This is a genomic window from Streptomyces sp. NPDC060049 (assembly GCF_042736715.1).
In the GTDB taxonomy this organism is placed as follows: Bacteria; Actinomycetota; Actinomycetes; order Streptomycetales; family Streptomycetaceae; genus Streptomyces.
Genome location: NZ_JBHWVV010000001.1, coordinates 468,099 through 492,617, shown reverse-complemented (window position 1 = coordinate 492,617; position 24,519 = coordinate 468,099). Strand labels below are relative to the sequence as shown.

The following is a 24,519-nucleotide window of genomic DNA, read 5'->3' as shown; positions in this document are numbered from 1 at the left end:
CGCCTCAGTGGCCCGCGCCGGGGGACGGGGACCCGGACGCCGTGCCCGCGGGGCTGCCCGACGCCGGGGCGGACGGCGTGCCCGCCGGCGAGCCGGACGGGCTGCCCGAGGGGCTGCCGGACGGACCGCCCGACGGCGCGCCGCCCGCGGCCGGGGCCACGGTCGGGCCGTAGTCCGCGTACATGCCGGTCGCCGGGACGACGAAGGCTTCGAGCGCCACGTCACCGGAGGTGCTCAGCTGGAAGACGACCGTCTGGACGTTGCCGTCCGCGAGGGACTCGTGTCCGCCGGAGACGAGGGCGGAGGCGTTGCCCTTGCCGCCCACGACGACGGAGCCGCCGGCCGGGACGACCACCTTGGACCCGGCGCCCGCGGGCTTCAGGGTGACGGTGGACTTGCCACCGCCCAGGGTGATGGCGTCGATCGTCTGGTCCTTGACGCCGGCGTTGAACACCGTCGCGGTGACGGCGGCCGGGCCCTTCTTGTCCTTCTCCTGCGTGACCACCAGGGCGTTCTGGATCTTGATGTCGCCCTTGGTGACGGAGGCGTTGTCCGGCTTGACCTGGAGAGTCTCGGCATCCTGACCCGCACCGCAGGCGGCCAGCGAGGCGATCGAGAACACGACGGCGGTAGCGGCGAGGGCGCCGCGTCGAAGGCTGCGGCTCACGGCGGCGGCTTCTCCTTGGACGTACGAATCGGAAGGGTGGACTCCCCCGGTGACCGCAGGGAGATGCCCCTCGGGACGGCCGGGGTAAGGCCGCTCTAAGGGGGTGCAGCGCGCTTAGGTTACCGAGCCGCCGCCCCGCCCCCGCACCCGACCCTCCGCAGCGTGGGGGCGGCCCTGTCCGGTTCGCGTCCCGGCGCCGCCGCTGCCGGGTGATCTTTCATTCGCGGAAAAGGGCCGCGGGACACCCGGTGATCAATTCCGGATTCCCCGCGATCGCCGCCCGGTGATCGAATTCCGGATTGGGCCGGAACGCGCCCGGCCGGGGCGGCCGCCAGTCGAACGGAGTAGTTCGGTTTCTCGCCATCGAAACCGGCAAAACAGGACGTACGCCACACGGGCAGGGGTCTTGGGCAGGTGTAACGTAGCCGTTTCGCCCGGTCCGCACAGCACCTCCGACCTGCGAATACCCCCTCGCGGAAGCCTCTCGCAGCACGTTCCTGTCTGTGTTGTCAAGCCCCGAGATGTGCCCTGACCTGCGAAAACGCCATTCATAACGGTCGATTCTCGTGTTACCCTGGATAGCCACGGAAGGGGTACCTGTCACATGACGTTCAAGGTTGGCGACACCGTGGTCTATCCCCATCACGGGGCCGCGCTGATCGAGGCCATTGAGACTCGTCAGATCAAAGGCGTGGACAAGACCTACTTGGTGCTCAAGGTCGCCCAGGGCGACCTGACGGTTCGGGTGCCTGCGGACAATGCGGAGTTCGTCGGTGTTCGCGACGTAGTCGGCCAGGACGGGCTGGACCGGGTCTTCGAGGTGCTTCGCGCACCGTATGCAGAAGAGCCGACGAACTGGTCCCGGCGCTACAAGGCAAATCTGGAGAAGCTCGCTTCTGGCGATGTCATCAAGGTCGCCGAAGTCGTGCGCGACCTGTGGCGACGTGAGCGGGAGCGCGGGCTCTCGGCGGGCGAGAAGCGCATGCTCGCGAAGGCGCGTCAGATCCTGGTGAGCGAGCTCGCGCTCGCTGAGAACACCAACGAGGACAAGGCGGAAGCCCTCCTCGACGAGGTGCTCGCGTCCTGACGCGATCGCCCGTACGCCCTGGTCACGCACAGTTGCCCGGTCGTACATAGTTGTGCCGCGGTGCCCGATGACAAGGAAACTTGTTGCCGGGCGCTGCGGCATGTCTGTATCCATGCCCAGTACGGACCAATGTCTGTACGCACCAATGTCTGAAATGCCTGTCCTGACGGCTGTGTCCGAACAAGTCGACATCGTTCACTGGCGTGCCGGGTCCGGGCAGCCGACTCGACCGGTCGTCACGGAAGGGGCGAGGGGCGTCGCACCCGGCACCCTTCAGGCCATACCCATGTCGGCCGAAGTCACAAACCTGGCTCGGAGCTACTGATGTCTGACGAATCGCGCCCCCACCGCACCGCCGCGGTGATCCCGGCCGCCGGCCGCGGGGTCCGTCTCGGTCCCGGCGCCCCCAAGGCCCTGCGGACCCTGGGCGGCCTGCCCATGCTCATCCACGCCGTCCGCGCCATGGCGCGCTCCCGCGCGGTCTCCCTCGTCGTGGTCGTCGCCCCTCCCGCCGACACCGGGGAGGTGCGCCGGATGCTCGACGAGCACGCGCTGCCCGACCGCACGGAGGTGCTGGTCGTCGCCGGTGGCCGGACCCGGCAGGAGTCCGTACGCGCCGGCCTCGACGCGCTCCCCGCCGACATCACCGCCGTACTCGTCCACGACGCGGCCCGCCCGCTCGTCCCCGTGGACACGGTCGACTCCGTCGTCGAGGCCGTCCGCGACGGCGCACCCGCCGTCGTGCCCGCGATGCCGCTGGCCGACACCGTCAAGGAGGTCGAGCCGGGCAGGCCCGGCGAGCCCGAGCCGGTCGTCGCCACCCCCGTACGCGCCCGGCTGCGTTCCGTGCAGACCCCCCAGGGCTTCGACGTCGCCACGCTGCTGCGCGCGCACGAGAAGTTCGCAGCGGCCGCGGCCGACGGCGAAGGCGCCACCGACGACGCCGGGATGGTCGAACAGCTCGGCGTCACCGTCGTCGTGGTCCCCGGCCACGAAGAGGCCTTCAAGGTCACCCGCCCGCTCGACCTGGTCCTCGCCGAGGCCGTACTCGCCCGCAGGAGGGCCACCGATGCCTACTAGCCCCGACGCCCCGCTGATCCCGCTCGTCGGCATCGGCACCGACGTCCACGCCTTCGAGACCGGCCGCGAACTGTGGTGCGCCGGCCTGCTCTGGGAGGGTGAGGACGGCCTCGCCGGACACTCCGACGGCGACGTGGCCGCGCACGCCGCCTGCGACGCCCTCTTCTCCGCCGCCGGGGTCGGCGACCTCGGAGCGCACTTCGGCACCTCGCGGCCCGAGTGGTCCGGCGCCGCCGGGATCACCCTCCTGGCGGAGGCCGCACGCATCGTGCGCGCCGAGGGCTTCGAGATCGGCAACATCGCGATCCAGGTGATCGGCGTGCGCCCGAAGATCGGCAAGCGGCGCGAGGAAGCGCAGAAGACGCTCACCGCCGCGGCGGGCGCCCCCGTGTCCCTCTCCGGCACCACCACCGACGGTCTGGGCCTGACCGGCCGCGCCGAAGGCCTCGCCGCCATCGCCACGGCCCTCGTCTATCGGACGAACCGGTCCTAGTACCCCGTACGGGGGCCGCGCCCGCGGCTCTTCGACAACAAAGCGGGCCCCGCGTACCCAAAGGGTCGCGGGGCACTGCTACAGGCGCACTACCCTGGATGCCGTGACTATTCGCCTGTACGACACCAGCGCCCGGCAGATCCGTGACTTCACCCCGCTCGTCCCGGGCTGCGTCTCGATCTACCTCTGCGGTGCCACTGTGCAGGCGGCCCCGCACATCGGGCACGTCCGCTCCTACCTGAACTTCGACATCGCGCGCCGCTGGTTCACCTACCGCGGCCTCGACGTCACCTTCATCCGCAACGTCACCGACATCGACGACAAGATCATCGCGAAGTCGGGGGACCAGGGCCGCCCCTGGTGGTCCATCGGGTACGAGAACGAGCGCGCGTTCAACGACGGCTACGACGCGCTGGGCTGCCTCCCGCCCACGTACGAGCCGCGCGCCACCGGCCACGTGCCGGAGATGATCGAGATGATGCGCGAGCTCATCGCGCGCGGCCACGCCTACGAGGCCGACGGCAGCGTCTACTTCGACGTGCGCTCCTTCCCCGGCTACCTGGAGCTGTCGAACCAGAACATCGACGACCTGCGCCAGCCCGCCGAGGAGGGCATCACCGGCAAGCGCGACCCGCGCGACTTCGCCATGTGGAAGGCCTCCAAGCCCGGGGAGCCCGACTGGGACACCCCGTGGGGCCGCGGCCGCCCCGGCTGGCACCTCGAGTGCTCCGCGATGGCGCACAAGTACCTCGGCAGCGCCTTCGACATCCACGGCGGCGGGCTCGACCTGATCTTCCCGCACCACGAGAACGAGATCGTCCAGGCCAAGGCCTTCGGCGACGAGTTCGCGAAGTACTGGATGCACAACGCCTGGGTCACCCTCTCCGGCGAGAAGATGTCCAAGTCGCTGGGCAACTCCGTCCTCGTCTCCGAGATGCTCAAGGTGTGGCGCCCGATCGTCCTGCGCTACTACCTCGGGACCCCGCACTACCGCTCGATGATCGAGTACAGCGTGGAGTCGCTGCGCGAGGCCGAGTCCGGGTTCGCGCGCATCGAGGGGTTCATCCAGCGCGTCATCGAGAAGGCCGGCAAGACCGTCGAGCCGGCGACCGAGGTCCCGCCCGCCTTCGCGGAGGCCATGGACGACGACCTGGGCGTCCCGCAGGCGCTCGCCATCATCCACACCACCGTCCGCCAGGGGAACAGCGCGCTCGCCGCCGACGACAAGGACGCGGCCATCGCCCGCCTCTCCGAGGTACGGGCCATGCTGGGCGTCCTCGGCCTCGACCCCCTCGACCCGCACTGGGCGGGTGAAGCGGACCGTGGCGAGGACCTGCACGGAGCCGTGGACACCCTCGTGCGCCTGGTCCTCGAGCAGCGCGAGTCCGCTCGCGCCCGCAAGGACTGGGCCACCGCCGACGCCATCCGGGACCAGCTGCAGCAGTCCGGGCTGGTCATCGAGGACAGCCCCACCGGACCCCGCTGGTCGCTCGGCCCCCGCTGAGCCCACCGGAGCAGTCCCGTTGTGCCGCCCGGCGTACCGGGCGCCACACTCTTCATACGTACATATCGCAGCACCAACGAAATCAGGTAGAGGTCATGGCCGGGAACAGCCAGCGCAGGAACCGTCGCACGTCCAACAAGAAGGGCGCGACGGTCGGCAGCGGTGGCCAGCGGCGCAAGGCCCTCGAGGGCAAGGGCCCCACGCCCAAGGCCGAGGACCGCAAGAAGCACAAGGCCAACCGCATCAGCAACGCCATGGCCCGCCAGGCCGCCAAGCGCCGTCCCGCCCCCCGCCGCGGCGGCCCCAAGGGCACCAGCGAGATGGTCGTCGGCCGCAACCCGGTCTTCGAGGCCCTGCGTGACGGCGTACCGGCCACCACCCTGTACGTCCAGCAGTTCATCGACAACGACGAGCGCGTCCGCGAGGCCCTCCAGCTCGCGGCCGAGCGCGGCAACATCAACCTGATGGAAGCCCCGCGCCCCGAGCTCGACCGGCTGACCAACGGGCTGAACCACCAGGGCCTGGTCCTCCAGGTCCCGCCGTACGAGTACGCGCACCCGGAGGAGCTCACCGCCGCCGCGTACGACAACGGCGAGGACCCCCTCATCGTCGCCCTCGACGGCGTCACCGACCCCCGCAACCTCGGCGCGATCGTCCGCTCCGTCTCCGCCTTCGGCGGCCACGGCGTGGTCATCCCCGAGCGCCGCGCCGCCAGCATGACCGCCGGAGCCTGGAAGTCCTCGGCCGGCACCGCCGCCCGCACTCCGGTCTCCCGGGTCACCAACCTGACCCGCGCCATCCAGGACTACAAGAAGGCGGGCATCACCGTCGTCGGCCTCGCCGCCGAAGGCACGCACACCGTGCACGACCTGGAGGTGCTCGGCGGCCCGGTCGTCATCGTCATCGGCTCCGAGGGCAAGGGCCTCGGCCGCCTCGTCGGCGAGAACTGCGACTACCTGGTGCGCATCCCGATGCCGGGCGGCGCCGAATCGCTGAACGCCGGCGTCGCCGCGGGCGTCGTCCTCTACGAGGCCGCCCGCCGCCGCGAGACCCGCGGCCGCGTCTGATTGTCCGGATCCGAGCGATCCGCTTGATCCACTTGGCTCACAGGCCGTGACCCGTGAGCGTGCCACCCCGCCCCTTCCGGGCGGGGTGGCTTGATTTGACGGGTCTCGGACACATCGCTGAAGTCAAGGCAGTGTCCTAAACAGTCGTCACTCGGTTAGATGAGTGTGGACACCAGAACGCCAGGGTTCGACGACCAGCCCGCGCTGAGCATGGTCAAGGTGCCGTGCGACCCCGCACAGGTCATCGTCAACCACGCCAGCTTCCGCGTGCGGCTCGCACCGAGCCCCAGCGCGCGTCCCAAGCCCGCGGGAATCCCCGGGCTCGCCCCCGTACTCGGAGGGGTCCTCGCGGCCGCCGGAGCAGGAGCCGCCCGCCGCCGCCCCGTCGTCTGGAGCGGCAAGTCCGCCCCCGGCGACGAGGCGGCCAGCGCCGCCATGGGCGGTCTCCTCCAGGCCGTGCGCGAACACGGCCGCGGATACGACGAGTACGACGGCGGAGCCACCCAGGTCATCCCGCGCCTCGACCTCGCCCACGACCTCGCCGACGACACCCTCACCACCCCCACCGTCATCGGCCAGCGCACCTACGGCGATCCCGACGAGACCCGCCCGCAGCCCGCCGTACGGGACTACGCCCGCGAGGGCCGCGCCGCCGCCCACCCCGACGGCGCCGGATCCGCAGCGGACTCCCGCCGGGCACCGGGCGACGCGCGCGGCCAGGCCTCGTACTACCCCGGCCGCCGGATGAACCTCGGTGTCGTGCTGCTCCCGCTGCGCGTCTTCCTCGGCTTCATCTCCATCTACGCAGGCATGGGCAAACTCTGCGACCCCGTCTACTTCGACGGCGGCGAGCGCGGCTCCATGGTCACCTGGCTGCACACCCTGCACCCCTGGGCCCTGGCCGAACCGCTGCGCGACTTCGCGCTGGCCCACCCCGTCGGCGCCGGCCTCAGCGTCGCCTTCCTCCAGGTCATCGTCGGCGTACTGACCGTCTTCGGCCTCTGGCAGCGCTTCGCGGCCTGCTTCGGCGCCCTGCTCTCCGCGGCGCTGCTCATGACCGTCAGCTGGAAGACCGTCCCCGCCTACGACGCCCCCGACATCATCTACCTTGCCGCCTGGAGCCCGCTGATCATCGCCGGCGCCCCCGTCTACTCGCTGGACGGACGACTCGCGAGCGAGGCCTGGCGCACGCTCGGTCCGCGCTCCGAAGTCTGGCGCCTGCGCCGGCGGGTCCTGCGACGCGGAGCCGTCATGGCCACCATCGTCTGCGGCCTGACCCTGCTCATCGGCTCGCTCCTCGGCGGAGCCGTCCGTTCCACCACCGTCGTCACCGTCCCCGGACCGGGCCAGGCCCCCAGCAACTACCTGCCCGGACGGCCCCTGCCCCGCACCCCCCAGCAGCAGCCCGTACGACCCACCCCCTCGAAGCCCGTCGCGCAGCCCTCCGCCGCGGCCCCCACGCCGACCCCCAAGTCCGGCCGCGGCACGACCGGTTCGACCGCCCCGGGGGCGAGCGGATCCGGATCGCCCAGCGCGACCCGGAGCACCAGCGGCAGCAGCCAGACCCCGCGCAGCACCCCCCGCCAGTCCACCCCGCAGAAGCCCCCGGCCAGCTCCTCGGGGACCGGCAGCAGCGGCGGCACCTCCGGCGGGACCGGGGACACGCCGCCGAAGAAGCCCGGCCTGGTGGGCGGCCTCCTCGGCTGAACCGACGGCCCGGCAGACGCGGGCGCACGCGGATCAGGGCCCGGTACGCGAGAGCGTGCCGGGCCCTGATCGTTGCTGTGCGGGGCCGTGGGGCCGATGGGGGCGGTGGGCGGTGCCGGGGGACCGTATGGGCCGAGGAGGGCCGCCAGGAGGCGCTACGCGCCGCTCTGCGCGGCCAACTCCCTTGCCGCCTCGGTCAGGTCCTTCGCCGTGTCGATCGCCCGCCAGTAGGCCCCCTGGGGCAGCGGGAAGCCCGCCAGGCGCCGCTCACGGGCCAGCCGAGGGAACGTCGTGCGTTCGTGGTCGCCCAAATCCGGCAGCAGCGCGGCGAATTCGGGTCCGAAGACGTACACGCCCGCATTCACCGGATACGGGGACTGCGGCGCCTCGATGAAGTCCAGTACGTGCCCGTACTCGTTGATCTCCACGACGCCCCAGGGAATGCGCGGCCGCGCCAGCGCGAGGGTGGCCGTGGCGCCCCGCTCGGTGTGGAAGGCCGCCATCTCGCGCAGCGAGAAACGGGTCCACACGTCGCCGTTCGTCGCGAACCAGGCTCGGTCGGGGTGGGGGAGGTGCCGTGCGGCGTACTTGAGACCACCGCCACGGCCCAGCGGCTCGTCCTCGACGACCGTGGTCACGCGCAGCGGCAACGGAGCCTCGGCCAGCCACTTCTGGAGCACCCCGGCGAGGTGCCCGCACGAGACGACGGCGTCCGTCACCCCCTCCGAGGCCAGCCAGGCCAGTTGGTGCCCGATGATCGGCATCCCCGTCCCGGGGATCTCGACCATCGGTTTCGGACGGTCGTCCGTGTACGGCCGCAGCCGCGAACCCTGGCCGCCCGCCAGGACGACTGCCTGGGTCGGGGAGGCCGGGAACGCGGCTGCGTGGGAAGGGGGCGGAAACTCGGCGCGGGTCATGTCCGTGTCCGGGTGCCTGTCCGTGAGCGCGGGCTGAGGCGTGGTCGGTTGCGGCGTGCGGTGGCCGTCAGCCCATGGAGGCGACGCCGGACGCGTACGCGGTGTCACAGACCGGCCGGGCGAACGACTGCGCCTTCGTCGGCCCGTAGGCGTCCACGGCGGCCCGCCCCAGCGCCCGCGCGATCCCCGCGCAGTGCTCGGCGAGCGACGGCCGCCGGTCGACCTCCTGCTGGAGGTGGGTGAGTACGTCACCCGGCTGCTCGCCCTGCTGGATCTCGCCCAGCAGCTTGTCGCGCAGGACGTCCTGGGCGGCCCGCGGCTTCGCGGCCACGGAGACGTCCTCGGCGGACGCGGTGAGGATCTGGGAAGGGGTGTTGTCCGCCCAGGGGACCATGGTGACCGCGAGGGTCCCGGACAGGACCAGGACGACGGGCAGGACCAGGGCGAGGGATCGGCCGATACGGCGGGCAGTGTGGGTCACGAGGGCGAGAGTAGCGCTCGGTGAAGATATGGCGACATTTAGTCACCCGGTCGGGGGATGGTTCGACGGGACTTTTCGAATCAAGGGTTGACGCATGGGGCCGAATGGCCCGATCTGTCCGATCTTCGGAGCCCGGGAACGGCGGAACTCGCGCCGAAGGGGCGCCCCTTGACGGGACGCCCCTTCGGCGGACGAGCCGGGTCAGTTGGAGAGGCGGGCACCGGAGGACGTCGAGAAGACGTGGATCTCACCGGCGCGCGGCACGACGCGCAGCGTCGAGCCCTTCTCGGGCACGTTGCGGCCGCCCACGCGCACCACGATGTCCTGCGAGCCCTCGGAGTGCGACGTCGAACCGTAGACGTACCCGTCGGCGCCGAGCTCCTCGACGACGTTCACGGTGATGGTCAGACCGCCGGTGTCACCGATGTCGAAGTGCTCCGGGCGCACGCCGACCGTGACCGTACGGTCGCCGGCGTCGGCGGCGGCGGACAGCGCCTCGCGCGACACGGGGACGACGCTCTCGCCGAACTTCACACCGCCGTCGGTGATCGGGACCTCGACCAGGTTCATGGCCGGGGAGCCGATGAAGCCGGCGACGAAGAGGTTCGCGGGGCGGTCGTACATGTTGCGCGGGGTGTCGACCTGCTGCAGCAGACCGTCCTTCAGGACCGCGACGCGGTCGCCCATCGTCATGGCCTCGACCTGGTCGTGGGTCACGTAGACGGTGGTGATCCCGAGGTCGCGCTGGAGCGCGGCGATCTGGGTGCGGGTGGACACGCGGAGCTTGGCGTCCAGGTTCGACAGCGGCTCGTCCATGAGGAACACCTGCGGCTTGCGCACGATCGCGCGGCCCATCGCCACACGCTGGCGCTGACCGCCGGAGAGCGCCTTCGGCTTGCGGTCGAGGTACTGGGTCAGGTCCAGCATCTTCGCCGCGTCCTCCACCTTCTTGCGGATGGTGGCCTTGTCCTCGCCGGCGATCTTGAGCGCGAAGCCCATGTTGTCGGCGACGGACATGTGCGGGTACAGCGCGTAGTTCTGGAACACCATCGCGATGTCCCGGTCCTTGGGCGGCAGGTGCGTGACGTCGCGGTCGCCGATGCGGATCGCGCCGCCGTTCACGTCCTCCAGGCCGGCGAGCATGCGCAGCGAGGTGGACTTGCCGCAGCCGGAGGGGCCGACGAGGACGAGGAACTCGCCGTCCTCGATCTCCAGCTCCAGCTGGTCGACGGCGGGCTTGTCGCCGCCGGGGTACAGGCGGGTCGCCTTGTCGAAAGTGACGGAAGCCATGGTGGTGAATCCCTTCTACCGGCAGGAACGTGCCGGACGATCCGAGTGGAAGGTCTAGTCCAGTAACAGGACTCGGCCCCGACGCTACCGGGCCGGACCCCTCCTGTCAGCACCTGGACGGCAGTGACTTCCGCGACTGTCAGAGGGGGCTGCTTACATCCCGTCATGACCATCTACGACCTGACGCGCGCCCTGCCCGACATCGAGACCCTGCGCGACCGCTGCCGGGCGATGGCCGCGCTGGAGCTGGTGATCAGCGGCAACGAGGACGGCGGCCACTTCTCGTACGACTCCGCCTGGGGCCCGGGGGAGGAGGCGGCGCTGATGGACAACGGCTCGGGCGACGACTACGCGATCGTCTTCACGGCGGACGGGGTCTTCGGCTGCGGCTTCGACCACGAGTCACGGATGAGCCCGTGGGGCGAGGACGGGATCGAGCTCTGGCCCGGGCTGGTGGACGGCATACCGGAGGCCTTCCGGCCGCTGGTGACGGAGCCGGCGTTCTGTACGGAGGAGGGCGTGCTCAACGCGACCGCCGTCTTCTGGCGCGAGACCGGCGACACGGTTTGGCGGGCGGGCAAGGTGGAGTTCCCGGAGGGCAGCTCGGACCCGGACGGCGCCGACTACCTCTTCGAGGTCCTCGCGGCGGGCACCCCGGAGGCGTACCGCGACTTCGCCGAGGACTACTACGAGACCACCCTCCCCCTGGAGGCCGTCCGCCACGTCTGGTCACTGCGCCCGGTCACCCAGGACATCGTCGACGCCCTCAACCCGGGCCTCCCCCTGGAGGCGGTGGCCCCGAGGCTGGTCCGGGCGGGGTACCCGGGGGTGTGAGGGGGGCGGGGTGCTGCCGGGGGGCAGTGCCTGCGCCCCCAATCGGGGGCTGCGAGGGTCGGAAAGTCCTTCGCGGCGCGGTCTGGCGGCTGTGTAGAGTGAAGGCGATTCTGTGTGCCGCGCAGTGTCACATGTGCCGCCTTAGCTCAGTTGGTAGAGCACTGTACTTGTAATACAAAGGTCGTCGGTTCGATTCCGACAGGCGGCTCCATCCCAGGTCAGAGGCTTGTCGGCCAAGGGAATTCGTAAAGAACCGGAAGCCCCGGACCCTTGGGTCCGGGGCTTCCGGCATGTTCCGGGCGAGGTCAGTGCCGCCCCGAGATGCGGTCTGCCAGGCGGGCCAGGGGGGTTGTCGTCGGGGTGTGGGTGGTGGATTCGCGGCGATCGGCCTCGCGGTAGGCGGCGTAGAGGGCCTGGACGCCGAGCCAGCGGAAGGGCTCCGGCTCCCAGCGTCGGACGCGGTGGTTGACCCAGGGGAGCGTGGTCAGGTCGGTCGCCCCGCCGAGGACCAGGTCGCGCAGGGTGCGGCCCGCGAGGTTGGAAGTGGCCACGCCGGAACCGACGTAGCCGCCGGCCCAGCCGAGGCCCGTCGTCGCGTCCAGGGTGACCGTGGCGCACCAGTCGCGGGGGACGCCGAGGACGCCTGACCACGCGTGGGTGATCTCGACGCCCGCGAGGCTCGGGAAGAAGCCCTCCAGGAGGTGGGTGAGGGCGGCGATGGTGGCGGGCTGGGTGCGGCCGTCGTTGTCGGTGCGGGAGCCGAAGCGGTAGGGGACGCCGCGGCCGCCGATGGCGATGCGGTCGTCGGCCGTGCGCTGGGCGTACATGTAGGCGTGGGCCATGTCGCCCAGGGTTTCCGAGCCGGACCAGCCGAGCTGCGACCAGACCTCCGCGGGCAGGGGGGCCGTCGCGATCATCGAGGAGTTCATCGGGAGCCACGCGCGCTTCTGGCCCTTGAGGGCGGCGGTGAAGCCCTCCGTGCAGCGCAGGACGTAGGGGGCGCGGACCGTGCCGTACGGGGTGAGGGCGCGGCGCGGGCCGATCTCCGTGACCGGGGTCGATTCGTGGATGACGACGCCGAGGCGTTCGCAGGCGGCGGCCAGGCCCTTGAGGAGCTTGAGGGGGTGGATGCGGGCTCCGTGCGGGGTCCAGGTGGAGCCGACCGCGTCCGCGACGCGGATCCGGGCGTGGGTGTCGGTGGCGTCGTAGAGCTCGCGCTCCGTTTCGCCGAAGGCGAGTTCGGCGTCGTGGAAGGCCTTGAGGCGGCTCAACTGGGCTGGGGTGCGGGCGACTTCGAGGACCCCGCCGTGGTGGATGTCGGCGTCGATGCCCTCCTTGGCGGCGATGTCGATGACTTCGGTGACGGTGTCGTTCATGGCGTGCTGGAGGCGCAGGGCGGCCTGGTGGCCGTGGCGTGCGGCGTAGCGGTCGCGGCCGGCGATGCCGTTGTAGAGCCAGCCGCCGTTGCGGCCGGAGGCGCCGTAGCCGCAGAACTTCTGCTCCAGGACGGTGACGTGCAGGTCGGGGGCCGCGGACTTGAGGTAGTAGGCGGTCCACAGGCCGGTGTAGCCGCCGCCGACGATCACGACGTCGGCCGTGGCGTCGCCGGTGAGGGGGGCTCGGGGTGGGCGGGAGGAGGCGGTGTCGTCTGTCGCGTGCCAGAAGGAAATGCCGCCGTTGATCGTCATGGGGGAGTTGCTACACCTCGTTCCGGAGGGGTGTCCAGGGACGTGACGTCGGGTTTCGGGGTCCGGATGGTGGCCGAATGGTTGATGCGGGTCGGGGTTCCCGCCCTTAAGGTGGCTCGGGGGATTTGGATGGTTTTCCTATGAGAGGTGGGTTTTGTATGCCGCGCGGACGTGTACGGGTGCGGATCGCCGGGAGGCTCGTCGCGGGGGCCGCGGCCGCCGCGCTGCTGGGTGGAGCGGTTGTCGGATGCGGTTCCGGGACCGGGTCCGGCGGGGGCTCTTCGGTCGCTTCCGAGGTCCCCGTGCGGGCCAGCCCGATGGCCGACCGGCTCGCGGAGCTGCCCGCCGTGGTGGACGGGCCGAAGATCGTGGTCGGCCGGGCGGACGCGCCGCGTACCGCGCAGGTGCTGGTGGATCCGAAGTGCGGCTACTGCGCGCGCTTCGAGGAGGCCGGGGGCGAGGCGCTGCTGGAGCTCGCGGCGGACGGCCGGGTGAAGATCGAGTACGGGCTGGCGTCGTTCCTGGACCAGGGCGGGGCGAGCGGTTCGGTGAAGGCGGTGAACGCGCTCCGCGCGTCCGTGGACGCGGGGAAGTTCGCGGAGTACCACGCGGCGGTCTTCGCGAGCCAGCCGAAGGGGAAGTTCACGGACGAGCTGCTCTTGAAGATCGCGGACGTGGTGCCGGGGCTGCGCGGGCAGGACTTCGACGCGGCCGTGGCGGGTAAGAAGTACGCGGGGTGGGTCGGCGAGGCCGAGAAGGGCTTCGAGGCGACGGGCGCGCGGGCGGCGCCGATGGTGCTGGTCGACGGGAAGCCGGTCGGGACGCGGGACGGGTCGATGTTCGACGCGGCGGCGTTCACCGAGACGTTGAGGGGCGTGGGGATCGGCGCGACGGCCTGAGGGGCTTTCCCGGGCGCAGGGACAGGGGCAGGGACAGAGGCCGGGGGCTGCTCGGTCCGAGGGTTGGTTCATGGTCGAGATCGCAGGTTTTGCGGGTGTCCCCGACGGGCTGGTGCGGGCGCAGCTCCGCCACAACGGCGCGGCCGGGCGGGAGTTCGTCGACGCGCTGCCCGCGCGCGCGGCGCTCTTCCTGGAGCGGTGGGAGCTGCGGGTGACGGGGGCGGGCATGCACGGGGCGACGGCCCTGGTGCTGCCGGTCGAGCGGGCCGACGGGTCGCCGGCCGCGCTGAAGCTGCAGGCGTTGGACGAGGAGAGCGCGGGGGAGGCGCTCGCGCTGCGTGCGTGGGCCGGAGAGGGCTCCGTACGGCTGCTGGCGCAGGACGCGGCCACCGGGACGCTGCTGCTGGAGCGCCTCGACGAGGGGCGGCACCTGTCGGAGGTGGCGGCGGTCGATTCCCGGCGGGCGGTGGAGGTGATCGGGGAGCTGCTGGCCCGCCTGACGGCGGTGCCCGCGCCGCACGGGCTGCGCGGGCTCGGGGACATCGCGGCGCGGATGCTGGAGGCGGTGCCGGAGGCACTGGCCGAGGTGGCGGACGGGCGGGCGCGGCGGCTCGTCGCGGACTGTGCGGCGGCGGTCGCGGAAGTGGCGGGGGAGCGCCCGGCGGGGGAGGCCGGGGCGGGCGGGGAGCGGTTGCTGCACTGGGACCTGCACTACGACAACGTGCTGGCGGGCGGCCGCGAGCCGTGGCTGGCGATCGATCCGAAGCCGCTGGCGGGGGATCCGGGCTTCGAGCTGCTGCCCGCGCTGGTCGACAACTTCCGGGCGCAGGAGGTGCAGTGGCGGTTCGACCTGCTCGCGGAGGCGGTGGGGGCCGACCGGGAGCGGGCGCGGGCGTGGACGCTGGGGCGGGTGTTGCAGAACTGTCTGTGGGACGTCGAGGACGGGGGGCAGCCCGCCGAGGTGCAGCTGGAGGTGGCGGAGCTGCTGCGCGGGGCCGGTCGTAGGCTGCCGGGATGATCCGTAGCGCTGTCGTCGGGGACGTTCCCGTCATCCATGCCATGATCCGCGAGCTCGCGGAGTACGAGAAGGTGCCCCAGGAGGCGCGCGCCACCGAGGAGCAGCTGCGGGAGGCGCTGTTCGGGGAGCGCCCGGCGGCGTTCGCGCACATCGCGCAGACGTCGCAGGGGGAAGCCGTCGGTTTCTCGCTGTGGTTCCTGAGCTTCTCGACGTGGCGGGGGGTGCACGGGATCTACCTGGAGGACCTCTACGTACGTCCCGGCGCGCGCGGCGGCGGCTACGGGAAGGCGCTGCTGGCGGAGCTGGCGCGGATCTGCCGGGAGCGCGGGTACGAGCGGCTGGAGTGGTCGGTCCTGAAGTGGAACGAGCCGACGATCGCCTTCTACGAGGCTTTGGGCGCCCGGCCGCAGGACGAGTGGTCGGTGTACCGGCTGACGGACGGGGCGCTGGCGCGGCTCGGGGAGTAGGACGTTCGGTCCGGGCGGCTGTGGGCTACGGCTCCAGGACGACCTTGCCCGTGGTGGCGCGGTTCTCCAGGTCGCGGTGGGCCGCGGCGGCTTCGGACAGGGGGTAGCGCCGCAGGGCGGGGCGCAGCCGGCCGGAGGCGGCTTCGGCGAGGGCGCGGGTTTCCAGGAGGCGCAGCGGGTCGTCGCCGCCGGCGCGCTGGAGCATGGCGGGGCCGAGGACGTTGCGCGTGGTGACGGACCGGGCTTCGAGCGCGGCGCGGTCGGCGTCGGTGAGCGGGATGGGGCCGCCGGACCAGCCGAAGACGAGGTGGAGGCCGCCGTCGGCGAGCAGGTCCAGGGCCGTGCGTGCGAGGGGGCCGCCGACGGAGTCGAAGAGGACGGTGGCGCCGGCGGGGTGGTGTCGGCGTACGGAGCCGGCCCAGTCGGGGCGGTTGTAGTCGAGGGCCAGGTCGGCGCCGGCCGCGGCGGCCCGGGCGGTTTTGGCGGGGCCTCCGGCGAGGGCGATGACGGTGGCTCCGGCGTTCTTCGCGTACTGGACGAGCAGCGTGCCGATGCCGCCCGCGGCGGCGGGGACGAGGGCGACGGAGCCCGGGCCGAGGTCGGCGAACTGGAGGACCCCGAGCGTGGTGCGGCCGGTGCCGATCATGGCGACGGCTTCGGCGGGGTCGAGGCCGGGCGGGACGGGGTGCACGCGGGAGGCGTCGGCGACGGCGTACTCGGCGTAGCCGCCGGGCGCGAATCCGAGGTGGACGACGACGGGGCGGCCGAGCCAGGCGGGGTCGGTGCCGGGGCCGAGGGCGTCGACGGTGCCGGCGACTTCCCGGCCGGGGATGGTCGGGAGCTCCGGGAGGGGTGCGGGTGGGCCTTGGACGCCGCGGCGGAGGCTGGTGTCGAGGAGGTGGACGCCGGCGGCGGCGACGGCGATGCGGAGCTGGCCGGGGGCGGGGACGGGGACGGGAGCCGATTCGTAGGAGAGGTTCTCGGCGGGGCCGAAGGCGTGGAGGCGGATGGCGTTCATACGGGTGGGGGCGGTGGCAGTGGTGGTGGCAGTGGTGGGGGCGGAGGTGGTGGCGGTGGCGGGGTCTCGGGTCATGGGGCGAGCCTGTTACCTGAAGTGGGGTTGAGGTCAAGGGCTCTGTCAGTGGTGTGCGCCAGGATGGGGGAATGGTGCGAAACGGGCAGGCGGGACAGTCGGGACGGGCAGGGCGGGCAGCGGAGGCGGTGAAGGCGGCGCGGCGGCCGGAGCTGAGGCTGCCGGAGCTCGGCGCGTGGCAGGGCGGTGAACTGGAGCCGGACGGCGACTACGACGGGCTGGAGCTCGCGGAGGTGGACCTGTCGGGCCAGGAAGGGGTCGGGGCCCGGTTCATGGACTGCGCGCTACGACGCTGCGCGCTCGACGAGACGGGGCTCGCGAAGGCGAGGTTCCTGGACTCGGTGCTGGACGGGGTGCGGGGCGTCGGGACGGACCTGTCGGGGGCCTCGCTGCGGGACGTGGAGCTGTTGGATGCCCGGCTGGGCGGGGTGCAGTTGCACGGGGCAGTGCTGGAGCGGGTCCTCGTGCGCGGAGGCAAGATCGATTACCTGAACCTGCGGGCGGCGCGGCTGAAGGACGTCGTCTTCGAGGGCTGCGTGCTGGTGGAACCGGACTTCGCGGGGGCCGTGCTGGAGCGGGTGGAGTTCCGGGACTGCGTGGTGCGCGGGGTGGACTTCTCGGGGGCGCGGCTGTCGGAGGTGGACCTGCGGGGCGCGGTGGAGCTGGGCATCGCGCGGGGGGTGGACGCGTTGGCGGGCGCGGTGATCAGTCCGGGGCAGCTGTTCGAGCTGGCGCCGGTGCTGGCCGCGCACATGGGGGTGCGGGTGGTGGCGTAGCCGGTCCCGAGCGCCGGGCGGGATGAAAGAACCCGGGCCTGTCCAGAGCCGGTGCCCGAGTGCCGGGCGGGATGAAAGAACCCGGGCCTGCTCGGGGCCGGTCCCCGAACGTAGGGCGGGCTGAAAGTGCCCCGGACCTGCCCGAGGCCGGTCCCCAGCGCCGGGCGGCTCGTACGCATCCGGTCGGGTCGGGCCCGGCTGTGAGCGACGGGTGAGCTGCGGGCGGGTTACGCCGGGACTCGGGGGAAGCGGGACTGGAGGGTCCAGATCGTGGGGTTGTCGGCCAGGCCGTCGTGCATGTCGGTGAGGTCCGCGATCACGTCGTGCAGGAAGTCGCGGGCCTCGCGGCGCAGCAGGCGGTGGCTGAAGGTCAGCGGGTCCTCCTCCGGCGGCATCCAGTCGGCCTCGATGTCGACCCAGCCGAAGCGGCGTTCGAAGAGCATGCGGTCCGAGGACTCGGTGAAGTCGAGTTCGGCGTACTGCCGGTTGGCGGCGCGGCTGCCGCGCGGGTCCTGGTCCAGCTGCTCGACGATGTCGCACAGCGCCCAGGCGAAGTCCAGTACGGGTACCCATCCCCAGGCTGTGGACACTTCCCGGTCCGCGGCGGTGTCGGCGAGGTAGACGTCCCCGCAGAACAGGTCGTGGCGCAGGGAGTGGACGTCCGCCGAGCGGTAGTCGGTCTGCGGGGGGTCGGGGAAGCGCCGGGAGAGGGAGTAGCCGATGTCGAGCACGTATCCGATGGTGTCACGCCCCCGCCCGTCCGCTCACCGCCCGGTGTCCGGTCCGCACATCAGAGTTCCTGATCGTCCGCGGGTCGTGCCCCCGTTCGATTCGCCTTGAGGGTGCGCATCCCGCCCCGCCCGGACGCCGCCCGTCGAGGGTGGCCGGTCCGGCCGTGCCCGGGGGCGCTCCACCTGCGGAAACCGGGGGGAGCGGGGTGCGCCGCCGTGGGGTGCGGGGTGGGTCCGCGGGCGGTTGCCCGGGGCGTACGGGGCCGGGGCGGGCCGGCTCGGCCCCGGGGGTCCGCCGCGGGGGGAGGGTCGCGGGCGGCTCTCGCCTGGGCGCAGGGCGCCGACTTAAGCTCGGCGCGTCCGGGGGGTCCGGCGGGTCATGGGCAGAGGGGACGGGGACCGGCGTGGCAGGAGCGGGGGGACAGCGCGAGGCGTTGGCGGCCGGGGTGCTCCAGGAGAGGAACCGGCTCGCCGCCGAGCTGCACGACACGGTGGCACAGGGTCTGACCAGCATGCACATGCTCCTCGACGCGGCCGATCGGCAGTGGACCCGGGAGCCGGCGCGGGCCCGGCAGCTGGTCCGCCAGGCCGCGGCGGCGGCGCGCGAGAACCTGGAGGAGGCCCGCCGGATCATCCACGACCTGGCTCCGCCCGAACTCGACGGCAGTTCGCTGCCGGAGGCCGTGCGCGGGCTGTGCGCGCGGGCACGGGGCGCCCGGTTCCGGCTGGAGGGGGAGCCGCGGCCACTGGGAGCGGCGGTGGAGGGCGCGGCCCTGCGGGCGGTCCAGGGTGCGCTGGCCAACGTACGCAGGCACGCGCGGGCCTCGGCCACCGTGGTGACCCTCACCTACCAGCCGTACGTGCTGAGCGTGGACGTCTGGGACGACGGCGTGGGCTTCGGGCGGGGCGGCGGGCGGGGCGGAGGGCGGGGCGGCCGGCCGGGTGGGCTGCCCGGTGGGGACGGGTTGCGGCTGCTGCGCCGCCGGGTCGGCTCCCTGGGGGGCAGGGCGGTGGTGGAGAGCACACCGGGCGGCGGCACCGTGGTGTCGGTGCGGCTGCCGGTCCGGGGCCCGGCATGACGCGTACGCGGATCCTGCTGGTGGACGACCACCCGGTGGTCCGGGCGGGGCTGCGCGCCCTGTTGTCGGGCTGCCCCGACTTCGAGGTGTGCGGTGAGGCGCCGGACGGGGCCGCGGCGTTGCGGCTGGTGCGCGAACTGGCCCCGGACCTGGTCCTGATGGACATCCGGCTGGGCGGCGGGATGTGCGGGGTGGAGACGACCCGGCGGATCGGCCGTTCGCCCGCACCGCCGCGGGTGGTCGTGCTGACGAGCTACGAGTCCGACGCGTACGTGGTGCGGGCGGTGGAGGCGGGCGTGGCGGGGTACCTGCTGAAGGGGTCCCCGCCCGACCAGCTGTTCCAGGCGCTGAGGACGGTCGCGGCGGGCGAGTCGGCGCTGTCGCCGTCCGTGGTGTCGCGGCTGATGAACCGCTACCGGGCGCCGGAGACGGCGCTGACGGCCCGGGAGACCGAGATCCTCGAACTGATCGCGACGGGCCGTTCCAACCGGGAGATCGGTTCGGCCCTGTTCATCAGCGGGACGACGGTCAAGACCCATCTGGTGCACGTCTACGAGAAGCTCGGGGTCGAGAACCGCACGGCGGCCGCGCGGGTGGCGGTCGACCGGGGACTCATCGCGCTGGGCCAGGGCGGCGGCGGACCGGGCTGACCCGGACGGGTCAGTTGGGGTAGGCGATCTGGACGGAGGCGCCGTTGTACTGCCAGGTCGGGGAGAAGACGCGCTTGCGGATCTTCCAGGCGCCCGCGACCTTGACGTACTCGTCGCGGTAGCGGATGCCGCGCACGACGACGGTCTCGGGCGCGGTCGCGGTGGCCGGGTAGACGAGCTGGGCGGTGGCGTGGCTGTCGCCCGTCGCGGTCGTCCGGCCGGTGACGCGGATGTAGGCGTTGGCGGTGACGTGGGTGGAGTAGCCCCAGGCGGCGGCACCGTCGAGGTTGGCGACGACGGCCTCGATGCCGGACTTGACGATGCCGGCGGTGCCGTCGGGGTGGGCCATCACGGTCAGGACGGCGTCGTCGGTGAAGAGCGTCCGGAAGACCGTCTTGTCCTTGGTGTCGACGGCGAAGAGGTAGGTCTCCAGCAGGCGGTGGATGGCCAGCTCGTCCTCGGCCGAACCGGCGGGGCAGGCCGAGGCCGCGAGCTCGTAGTCCTCGGACGCGGCGTTGGCGGGCGTCGCGGCGACGAAGGCGCCGAGCCCGGCGACGGCGGCACCGGTGCCCAGCATGGTGAGCATGCGGCGGCGTTCCGGGGCGAATTCGGTGGTCGGCATGGCGGATTCCTCTCGACACGGCTGGTGGCGCCCGGGCCGGCTCGGGGCGGTCCGGGGCACTGACGAGCTTTCCGTGCGGGGGGCGCCGGCGGATCGGCGCGGCGTACGACCGCGATCTCGTACGGATGGACGATGTGCCCCTCCGGTCGCTTGCGGTCGCTTCCGGTTCGCCCCGTCCGGTCGCGTGCGGTCGCGTCCCGTGCCGCCCCGGCTCAGGGGAGGAGGCGTTGTTCCTTGGCCACCGCGACGGCGCCCGCGCGGGTGTCGACGCCGAGCTTGTCGTAGATGCGGCCGAGGTGGGTCTTGACCGTGGCCTCGCTGATGAACAGCGCTCGGGCGATGTCGCGGTTGCCGAGGCCGCGGGCGAGCTGCCCGAGGATGTCGAGTTCACGGTCCGTCAGGGTGGGCCGCGTGCCGCGCATGTGGGCCATCACACGGCTGGCCACCGGCGCGGACAGCGTGGTGCGGCCCTGGGCCGCCGAGTGGATCGCGGCGAAGAGCTCCTCGGGGCGTTCGGCCTTCAGGAGGTATCCCGTGGCGCCCGCCCCGATGGCGCGGGTGATGTCGGCATCCGTGTCGTACGTGGTCAGGACCAGTACGTGCGGGGGGTGCGGGGCGGCGGTGATGCGCCGGGTGGCCTCGACGCCGTCGATGCCGTCGCCGAGCTGGAGGTCCATCAGGACCACGTCGGGACGGAGTCTGGCCGCGAGCGCGACGGCCTCCTCGCCGCTGCCGGCCTCGCCGAGCACCTCGATGTCCGGCTCGCTGCCGAGCAGGGCCAGCAGGCCGGCGCGGACCACCACGTGGTCGTCGCACAGCAGGATCGTCGTCATGGTGTGGGCTCCAGGGGGATCGACGCCGACAGGACCGTGCCCTCGCCCGCGGTGGATTCGACGGTCAGGGTGCCGCCGAGCTGGCGGACGCGGGCGCGCATCGCGGGGAGGCCGTGGCCCCTTTCCGGGGAGGCGCGGCGGTCCTCGGTGAAGCCGTGGCCGTCGTCCGCGACGTCCAGGACGACCTGGTCGCCGAGGAAGCTGAGGGTGAGGGCGGCGGTACGGGCGCCCGCGTGCTCCCGTACGTTCGCCAGCGCGCCCTGGGCGATGCGCAGCAGCGCCGACTCGGCGCGGTCGGGCAGGGGCACCGGGGCGCCCTCCAGGTGGAAGCGGACCTCGATGTCCGGGCCGGCGTCCAGTGCGCGCAGGGCGTCCGGGAGGCCGGCGCCGCCGGCGAGTTCGGACGGCGCGAGGTCGTGGACGAGGCGGCGGGCCTCGGCGAGGCCGCGTGCGGTGATGTCGGTGGCGGTACGGACGTGCGCGCGGGCGGTGGCCGGGTCGGTGTCCCAGGTGCGGTCGGCGGCCTGGAGCAGCATCTGCTGGCTGGACAGGTGCTGGGCCAGGGTGTCGTGGATCTCCATGGACAGCCGCTGGCGTTCGGCGAGGGTGCCCGCACGGCGCTCGGTGGCGGCGAGCTCCCTGCGGGTGCGGATCAGGTCGTCGATCAGGAGGCGCTGGGCGGTGGCCTGGCGCTCCATGTGGACGAAGACGGCCGTGGCGAGGGCGGCGACGGCGGGCGGGGCGAGCAGCAGGTTGGGGTCGAAGGGCTCGGCGCCCGAGGTCCGGGAGAGCTCGAGCTGGGCCGCGACGACGAACACCGTCAGCAGGGCGACGAGGACGATCGCGGCGCGCGGCGGGAGCGTCCGCAGGGCGGTGTAGAAGAGCGGCACGGCGCACCAGGCGAAGCTCGGCGCGAGGACGACGAGGACCACCCAGACGGTCACGACGAGGCCGAGCCAGAGGAGGCGGCGCAGGGTGGGGGCGGCGCCGAGGGCGGGGCCCAGCACGTAGAGCAGGGCGAGGGTGACGCTGAGGGCGATGATCCACGGGGTGCGGGGTTCGCCGGGGTGGCGGAGCAGGAAGCGGGCCACGGAGGCGCCGAGGAGCAGGAAGAACGCGGTGTGCATGACCGTGGAGAGCGTCCGGGTGTCCCTCTCGGGTGGGGGGCTCGTGGGGGTCGTGGCGGTCACGGGGTGCTCCTGGTTCGGTGGTGCGTGTGGGTACCGCTGCGCGGGGCCGTCCCCTCCCCACCCTTTCACCGTTCCCCGGGCCGCGCCCGGGCCCCGGGGCCGGGGCCGCGCTCCCGCGGGTGGGGGCGTGAACAGGTAAGCCGTCCCCGGAGGCGATGCGCATCAGCCGATCGGTCGACCCCGGGGTCGACCGGTGCGGTGGCCGTTGGGAGCCGGTACGGGGACGGGCGGGCGGGGGTGGCGGGGAGAGGGTGGGAACACGGCAGGAAGCCGCCGCGCCGACCACGTTCCAGGAGCAGACATGAACACCCGCACCCGCGTTCTCACCGGTACCGTCCTCGCCGTCGCGCTCGGCGCCGGAGCCTTCGGTGCGGTCAGTGCCACCGCCGCCCCGGCTACCGCTCCGGCCGCCGCCGCCGCGAAGAAGGACAACGACGGGAACTTCACCACCTCCACCCACCTCACCGTCGACGCCGCCACCCGCGCCGCCCGGGCCGCGCTGGAGGCCGCCGAGAAGGAGAACCAGAAGGTGACCGTCGCGGTCGTCGACCGCAACGGCAACACCATCGTCACCCTGCGCGGCGACGGCGCGGGCCCGCAGTCCTACGAGTCGGCGCAGCGCAAGGCCTACACGGCCGTGTCCTGGAACGCCCCGACCTCGGTGCTCGCGGGCCGCCTGGCGCAGACCCCGAACCTGAAGGACATCCCCGGCACCCTCTTCCTCGGCGGCGGTACCCCCGTCCAGGCCAAGGGCGCCCCGGTGGCGGGCATCGGCGTGGCCGGCGCCCCGAGCGGCGAGCTGGACGAGAAGTTCGCGAAGGCCGGCGTGGACGCCCTCGACAAGTAGCCTCCGCCTCCATGACGCGTCACGCACCGCGTCCCCAGGGCGCGATGCGCCTCGAATAGGCTCGAGCGCGTGGATCTGCGCGCCCTCTCCCGCCTCGCCGCCCCCGCCGCCGTCGCCCTGATCGCCCTCACCACGGGCTGTACGGGTGACACCGTGCAGGGGCGGCCGGGTGCGTCGGGGGTGCGCGACCCGTACTTCCCGAAGGCCGGCAACGGCGGCTACCAGGTCGAGCACTACGACCTCGACCTCGACTACGACCCCGCCGACGGGCGGTTGGACGCCACCGCCGTCATCACCGCCCGCGCCGAGCAGGGGCTCAGCTCCTTCAACCTCGACCTCGCCGGCCTCGACGTCGAGCGCGTGAGCGTGCAGGGCGAGGGGGCCCGTTTCAACCGGGCCGGCAACGAGCTGACCGTGCGGCCCGCCGAGGACCTGGCGCGCGGCGAGGTCTTCCGTACGGAGATCGAGTACGCGGGCAGGCCCAAGCGCGTGACCGATCCCGACGGGTCCCGGGAGGGCTGGATCGTCACCCCGGACGGCGGGGGCGCGGTCGGCGTGGGCGAGCCCGTCGGGTCGATGGCCTGGTTCCCGGGGAACCACCACCCGAGCGACAAGGCCACCTACGACATCACACTGACCGTCCCGAAGGGGTACGAGGCCGTGTCCAACGGCGCGTTGCGTTCCCGGAGCCAGGACGCGCAGGGGCGGACGGTCTTCGCCTGGCACGGTGCGGAGCCGATGTCGAGCTACCTGGCGACCGCCGCCGTGGGGAAGTTCGAGGTGACGACCGGGCGGACCCCGGCGGGGATCCCCTTCCACAACGCGGTCACGCCCGCGGAGGCGGCGGCGTCCGGGCCCGTGCTCGCCCGGCTGCCGGAGGTCGTCGACTGGGGCAGCGGCAGGTTCGGGGCCTACCCCTTCGCCACGACGGGCGCCATCGTGCTGCCCGAGGGCACCCTCGGATACGCGCTGGAGACGCAGACCCGGCCCGTCTTCCCCGGGGCGCCCGGCAGCCTGGACCTGCTCGTGCACGAGCTGGCCCACCAGTGGTTCGGCGACTCGGTGTCACCGAAGTCCTGGAAGGACATGTGGCTCAACGAGGGCTTCGCGACGTACGCGGAGTGGCTCTGGTCCGAGGACCACGGCGGGCCGAGCGCGCAGCAGCACTTCGACGCCTACCTGGCCGGCGACACCGACGTCGACTCCCAGGCGGGATCCGACTGGGACGCCTTCCCGCCGGCCGCCCCGCCCGGGCCCGAGGACATTTCCGCGGCCCCGGTGTACGGGCGCGGGGCGATGGTCCTGCATCGGATCCGGCAGGAGGTCGGAGACGAGCGGTTCTTCGCCCTGGTGCGCGGCTGGGCCGCCGACCACCGGCACGGGAACGCGAGCACGGCCGATTTCACCGCCTACGCGCAGGAGAAGACGGGCCACGACCTGAAGAAGGTCTGGGACGTGTGGCTTTACGGCGAGGCGCGGCCCAAGGCCCCGTAGGCGCA

25 protein-coding genes and 1 tRNA gene are annotated in these 24,519 nt (G+C 72.8%); 16 read left to right on the top strand and 10 right to left on the bottom strand.

Annotated elements, in window-relative coordinates:
- Positions 1 to 4 precede the first annotated feature (4 nt).
- The gene (locus tag ACFWBY_RS02280; protein ID WP_385330481.1) at positions 5 to 667 is read right to left on the bottom strand and encodes a DUF461 domain-containing protein; all 663 of its coding nucleotides are present in this window, start codon (positions 665 to 667) and stop codon (positions 5 to 7) included.
- A gap of 604 nt (positions 668 to 1,271) precedes the next feature.
- On the opposite strand from ACFWBY_RS02280, the gene ACFWBY_RS02275 reads away from it, so the two are divergent.
- From ACFWBY_RS02275 to ACFWBY_RS02250, 6 genes are all read left to right on the top strand, one after another.
- The gene (locus ACFWBY_RS02275; RefSeq protein ID WP_003953493.1) at positions 1,272 to 1,754 is read left to right on the top strand and encodes a CarD family transcriptional regulator; all 483 of its coding nucleotides are present in this window, start codon (positions 1,272 to 1,274) and stop codon (positions 1,752 to 1,754) included.
- A gap of 324 nt (positions 1,755 to 2,078) precedes the next feature.
- A complete protein-coding gene (gene ispD / locus ACFWBY_RS02270; protein ID WP_385330483.1) occupies positions 2,079 to 2,834 on the top strand; it encodes a 2-C-methyl-D-erythritol 4-phosphate cytidylyltransferase in 756 nt (251 codons plus the stop codon).
- Positions 2,824 to 3,327, top strand: coding sequence for a 2-C-methyl-D-erythritol 2,4-cyclodiphosphate synthase (gene ispF / locus ACFWBY_RS02265; protein WP_385330486.1), 504 nt, complete (start codon positions 2,824 to 2,826; stop codon positions 3,325 to 3,327). The genes ispD and ispF overlap by 11 nt, the downstream gene beginning before the upstream one ends.
- Before the next feature lie 103 nt (positions 3,328 to 3,430).
- Positions 3,431 to 4,831 carry a cysteine--tRNA ligase gene (gene cysS, locus ACFWBY_RS02260; RefSeq protein WP_385330490.1) on the top strand — a complete coding sequence of 467 codons (1,401 nt, stop codon included), beginning with the start codon at positions 3,431 to 3,433 and terminating at the stop codon, positions 4,829 to 4,831.
- A 95-nt stretch (positions 4,832 to 4,926) separates the two neighbouring features.
- Positions 4,927 to 5,898 carry a 23S rRNA (guanosine(2251)-2'-O)-methyltransferase RlmB gene (gene rlmB / locus ACFWBY_RS02255; protein ID WP_385330492.1) on the top strand — a complete coding sequence of 324 codons (972 nt, stop codon included), beginning with the start codon at positions 4,927 to 4,929 and terminating at the stop codon, positions 5,896 to 5,898.
- 159 nt (positions 5,899 to 6,057) lie between these two features.
- Positions 6,058 to 7,605 (top strand): DoxX family membrane protein, encoded by a 1,548-nt coding sequence (locus ACFWBY_RS02250; protein WP_385330495.1) that lies wholly within the window; start codon positions 6,058 to 6,060, stop codon positions 7,603 to 7,605.
- 155 nt (positions 7,606 to 7,760) lie between these two features.
- Here ACFWBY_RS02250 and ACFWBY_RS02245 read toward each other — a convergent pair whose 3' ends face one another.
- From ACFWBY_RS02245 to ACFWBY_RS02235, 3 genes are all read right to left on the bottom strand, one after another.
- Positions 7,761 to 8,522, bottom strand: a complete 762-nt coding sequence (locus ACFWBY_RS02245; RefSeq protein ID WP_385330498.1) for an NDP-sugar synthase — start codon at positions 8,520 to 8,522, stop codon at positions 7,761 to 7,763.
- 67 nt (positions 8,523 to 8,589) lie between these two features.
- On the bottom strand, positions 8,590 to 9,003 hold the full coding sequence (locus ACFWBY_RS02240) for a hypothetical protein (protein WP_385330500.1): 414 nt from the start codon (positions 9,001 to 9,003) through the stop codon (positions 8,590 to 8,592).
- A gap of 201 nt (positions 9,004 to 9,204) precedes the next feature.
- Complete coding sequence (locus ACFWBY_RS02235; protein ID WP_385330502.1) at positions 9,205 to 10,293, bottom strand: ABC transporter ATP-binding protein; 1,089 nt, start codon at positions 10,291 to 10,293, stop codon at positions 9,205 to 9,207.
- A 165-nt stretch (positions 10,294 to 10,458) separates the two neighbouring features.
- On the opposite strand from ACFWBY_RS02235, the gene ACFWBY_RS02230 reads away from it, so the two are divergent.
- Together ACFWBY_RS02230 and ACFWBY_RS02225 are read left to right on the top strand one after the other, a co-directional pair.
- The gene (locus ACFWBY_RS02230; RefSeq protein WP_385330505.1) at positions 10,459 to 11,127 is read left to right on the top strand and encodes a hypothetical protein; all 669 of its coding nucleotides are present in this window, start codon (positions 10,459 to 10,461) and stop codon (positions 11,125 to 11,127) included.
- Positions 11,128 to 11,262: 135 nt separating this feature from the next.
- Positions 11,263 to 11,338: transfer RNA gene (locus tag ACFWBY_RS02225), tRNA-Thr, on the top strand.
- Positions 11,339 to 11,432: 94 nt separating this feature from the next.
- Here the strand turns inward: ACFWBY_RS02225 and ACFWBY_RS02220 are convergent.
- Positions 11,433 to 12,815, bottom strand: a complete 1,383-nt coding sequence (locus ACFWBY_RS02220) for an NAD(P)/FAD-dependent oxidoreductase (protein WP_385330507.1) — start codon at positions 12,813 to 12,815, stop codon at positions 11,433 to 11,435.
- A 158-nt stretch (positions 12,816 to 12,973) separates the two neighbouring features.
- On the opposite strand from ACFWBY_RS02220, the gene ACFWBY_RS02215 reads away from it, so the two are divergent.
- The 3 genes from ACFWBY_RS02215 to ACFWBY_RS02205 all read left to right on the top strand — a co-directional run bounded on the left by ACFWBY_RS02215 (position 12,974) and on the right by ACFWBY_RS02205 (position 15,199).
- Complete coding sequence (locus ACFWBY_RS02215) at positions 12,974 to 13,714, top strand: thioredoxin domain-containing protein (RefSeq protein WP_385330510.1); 741 nt, start codon at positions 12,974 to 12,976, stop codon at positions 13,712 to 13,714.
- A gap of 70 nt (positions 13,715 to 13,784) precedes the next feature.
- Entirely contained in the window at positions 13,785 to 14,732 is a 948-nt protein-coding gene (locus tag ACFWBY_RS02210) for an aminoglycoside phosphotransferase family protein (protein WP_385330512.1), read from the top strand.
- The gene (locus ACFWBY_RS02205) at positions 14,729 to 15,199 is read left to right on the top strand and encodes a GNAT family N-acetyltransferase (protein ID WP_385330515.1); all 471 of its coding nucleotides are present in this window, start codon (positions 14,729 to 14,731) and stop codon (positions 15,197 to 15,199) included. The genes ACFWBY_RS02210 and ACFWBY_RS02205 overlap by 4 nt, the downstream gene beginning before the upstream one ends.
- 25 nt (positions 15,200 to 15,224) lie before the next feature.
- Here the strand turns inward: ACFWBY_RS02205 and ACFWBY_RS02200 are convergent, their stop codons facing one another.
- Complete coding sequence (locus ACFWBY_RS02200) at positions 15,225 to 16,217, bottom strand: zinc-binding dehydrogenase (RefSeq protein ID WP_385330857.1); 993 nt, start codon at positions 16,215 to 16,217, stop codon at positions 15,225 to 15,227.
- A gap of 146 nt (positions 16,218 to 16,363) precedes the next feature.
- Here ACFWBY_RS02200 and ACFWBY_RS02195 point away from each other — a divergent pair, with 146 nt between their 5' ends.
- Positions 16,364 to 17,068, top strand: a complete 705-nt coding sequence (locus ACFWBY_RS02195; protein WP_385330518.1) for a pentapeptide repeat-containing protein — start codon at positions 16,364 to 16,366, stop codon at positions 17,066 to 17,068.
- 227 nt (positions 17,069 to 17,295) lie between these two features.
- On the opposite strand, the gene ACFWBY_RS02190 is transcribed toward ACFWBY_RS02195, so the two are convergent.
- On the bottom strand, positions 17,296 to 17,799 hold the full coding sequence (locus ACFWBY_RS02190) for a hypothetical protein (RefSeq protein WP_385330520.1): 504 nt from the start codon (positions 17,797 to 17,799) through the stop codon (positions 17,296 to 17,298).
- 404 nt (positions 17,800 to 18,203) lie between these two features.
- Here ACFWBY_RS02190 and ACFWBY_RS02185 point away from each other — a divergent pair, with 404 nt between their 5' ends.
- Both ACFWBY_RS02185 and ACFWBY_RS02180 read left to right on the top strand, forming a co-directional pair.
- Positions 18,204 to 18,878 (top strand): sensor histidine kinase, encoded by a 675-nt coding sequence (locus ACFWBY_RS02185; RefSeq protein ID WP_385330523.1) that lies wholly within the window; start codon positions 18,204 to 18,206, stop codon positions 18,876 to 18,878.
- Positions 18,875 to 19,528 (top strand): response regulator, encoded by a 654-nt coding sequence (locus ACFWBY_RS02180; RefSeq protein ID WP_385330526.1) that lies wholly within the window; start codon positions 18,875 to 18,877, stop codon positions 19,526 to 19,528. The genes ACFWBY_RS02185 and ACFWBY_RS02180 overlap by 4 nt, the downstream gene beginning before the upstream one ends.
- A gap of 10 nt (positions 19,529 to 19,538) precedes the next feature.
- On the opposite strand, the gene ACFWBY_RS02175 is transcribed toward ACFWBY_RS02180, so the two are convergent.
- The 3 genes from ACFWBY_RS02175 to ACFWBY_RS02165 form a co-directional block, all read right to left on the bottom strand.
- Positions 19,539 to 20,150: a nuclear transport factor 2 family protein gene (locus tag ACFWBY_RS02175; protein ID WP_385330529.1), complete on the bottom strand. Its 612-nt coding sequence runs from the start codon at positions 20,148 to 20,150 to the stop codon at positions 19,539 to 19,541.
- A 212-nt stretch (positions 20,151 to 20,362) separates the two neighbouring features.
- On the bottom strand, positions 20,363 to 20,983 hold the full coding sequence (locus ACFWBY_RS02170) for a response regulator (RefSeq protein WP_385330532.1): 621 nt from the start codon (positions 20,981 to 20,983) through the stop codon (positions 20,363 to 20,365).
- Entirely contained in the window at positions 20,980 to 22,110 is a 1,131-nt protein-coding gene (locus tag ACFWBY_RS02165; RefSeq protein ID WP_385330859.1) for a sensor histidine kinase, read from the bottom strand. The genes ACFWBY_RS02170 and ACFWBY_RS02165 overlap by 4 nt, the downstream gene beginning before the upstream one ends.
- Before the next feature lie 364 nt (positions 22,111 to 22,474).
- On the opposite strand from ACFWBY_RS02165, the gene ACFWBY_RS02160 reads away from it, so the two are divergent.
- Positions 22,475 to 23,020, top strand: coding sequence for a heme-binding protein (locus tag ACFWBY_RS02160; protein ID WP_385330534.1), 546 nt, complete (start codon positions 22,475 to 22,477; stop codon positions 23,018 to 23,020).
- A 69-nt stretch (positions 23,021 to 23,089) separates the two neighbouring features.
- Positions 23,090 to 24,514 (top strand): M1 family metallopeptidase, encoded by a 1,425-nt coding sequence (locus ACFWBY_RS02155; RefSeq protein ID WP_385330537.1) that lies wholly within the window; start codon positions 23,090 to 23,092, stop codon positions 24,512 to 24,514.
- Positions 24,515 to 24,519: the final 5 nt, after the last annotated feature.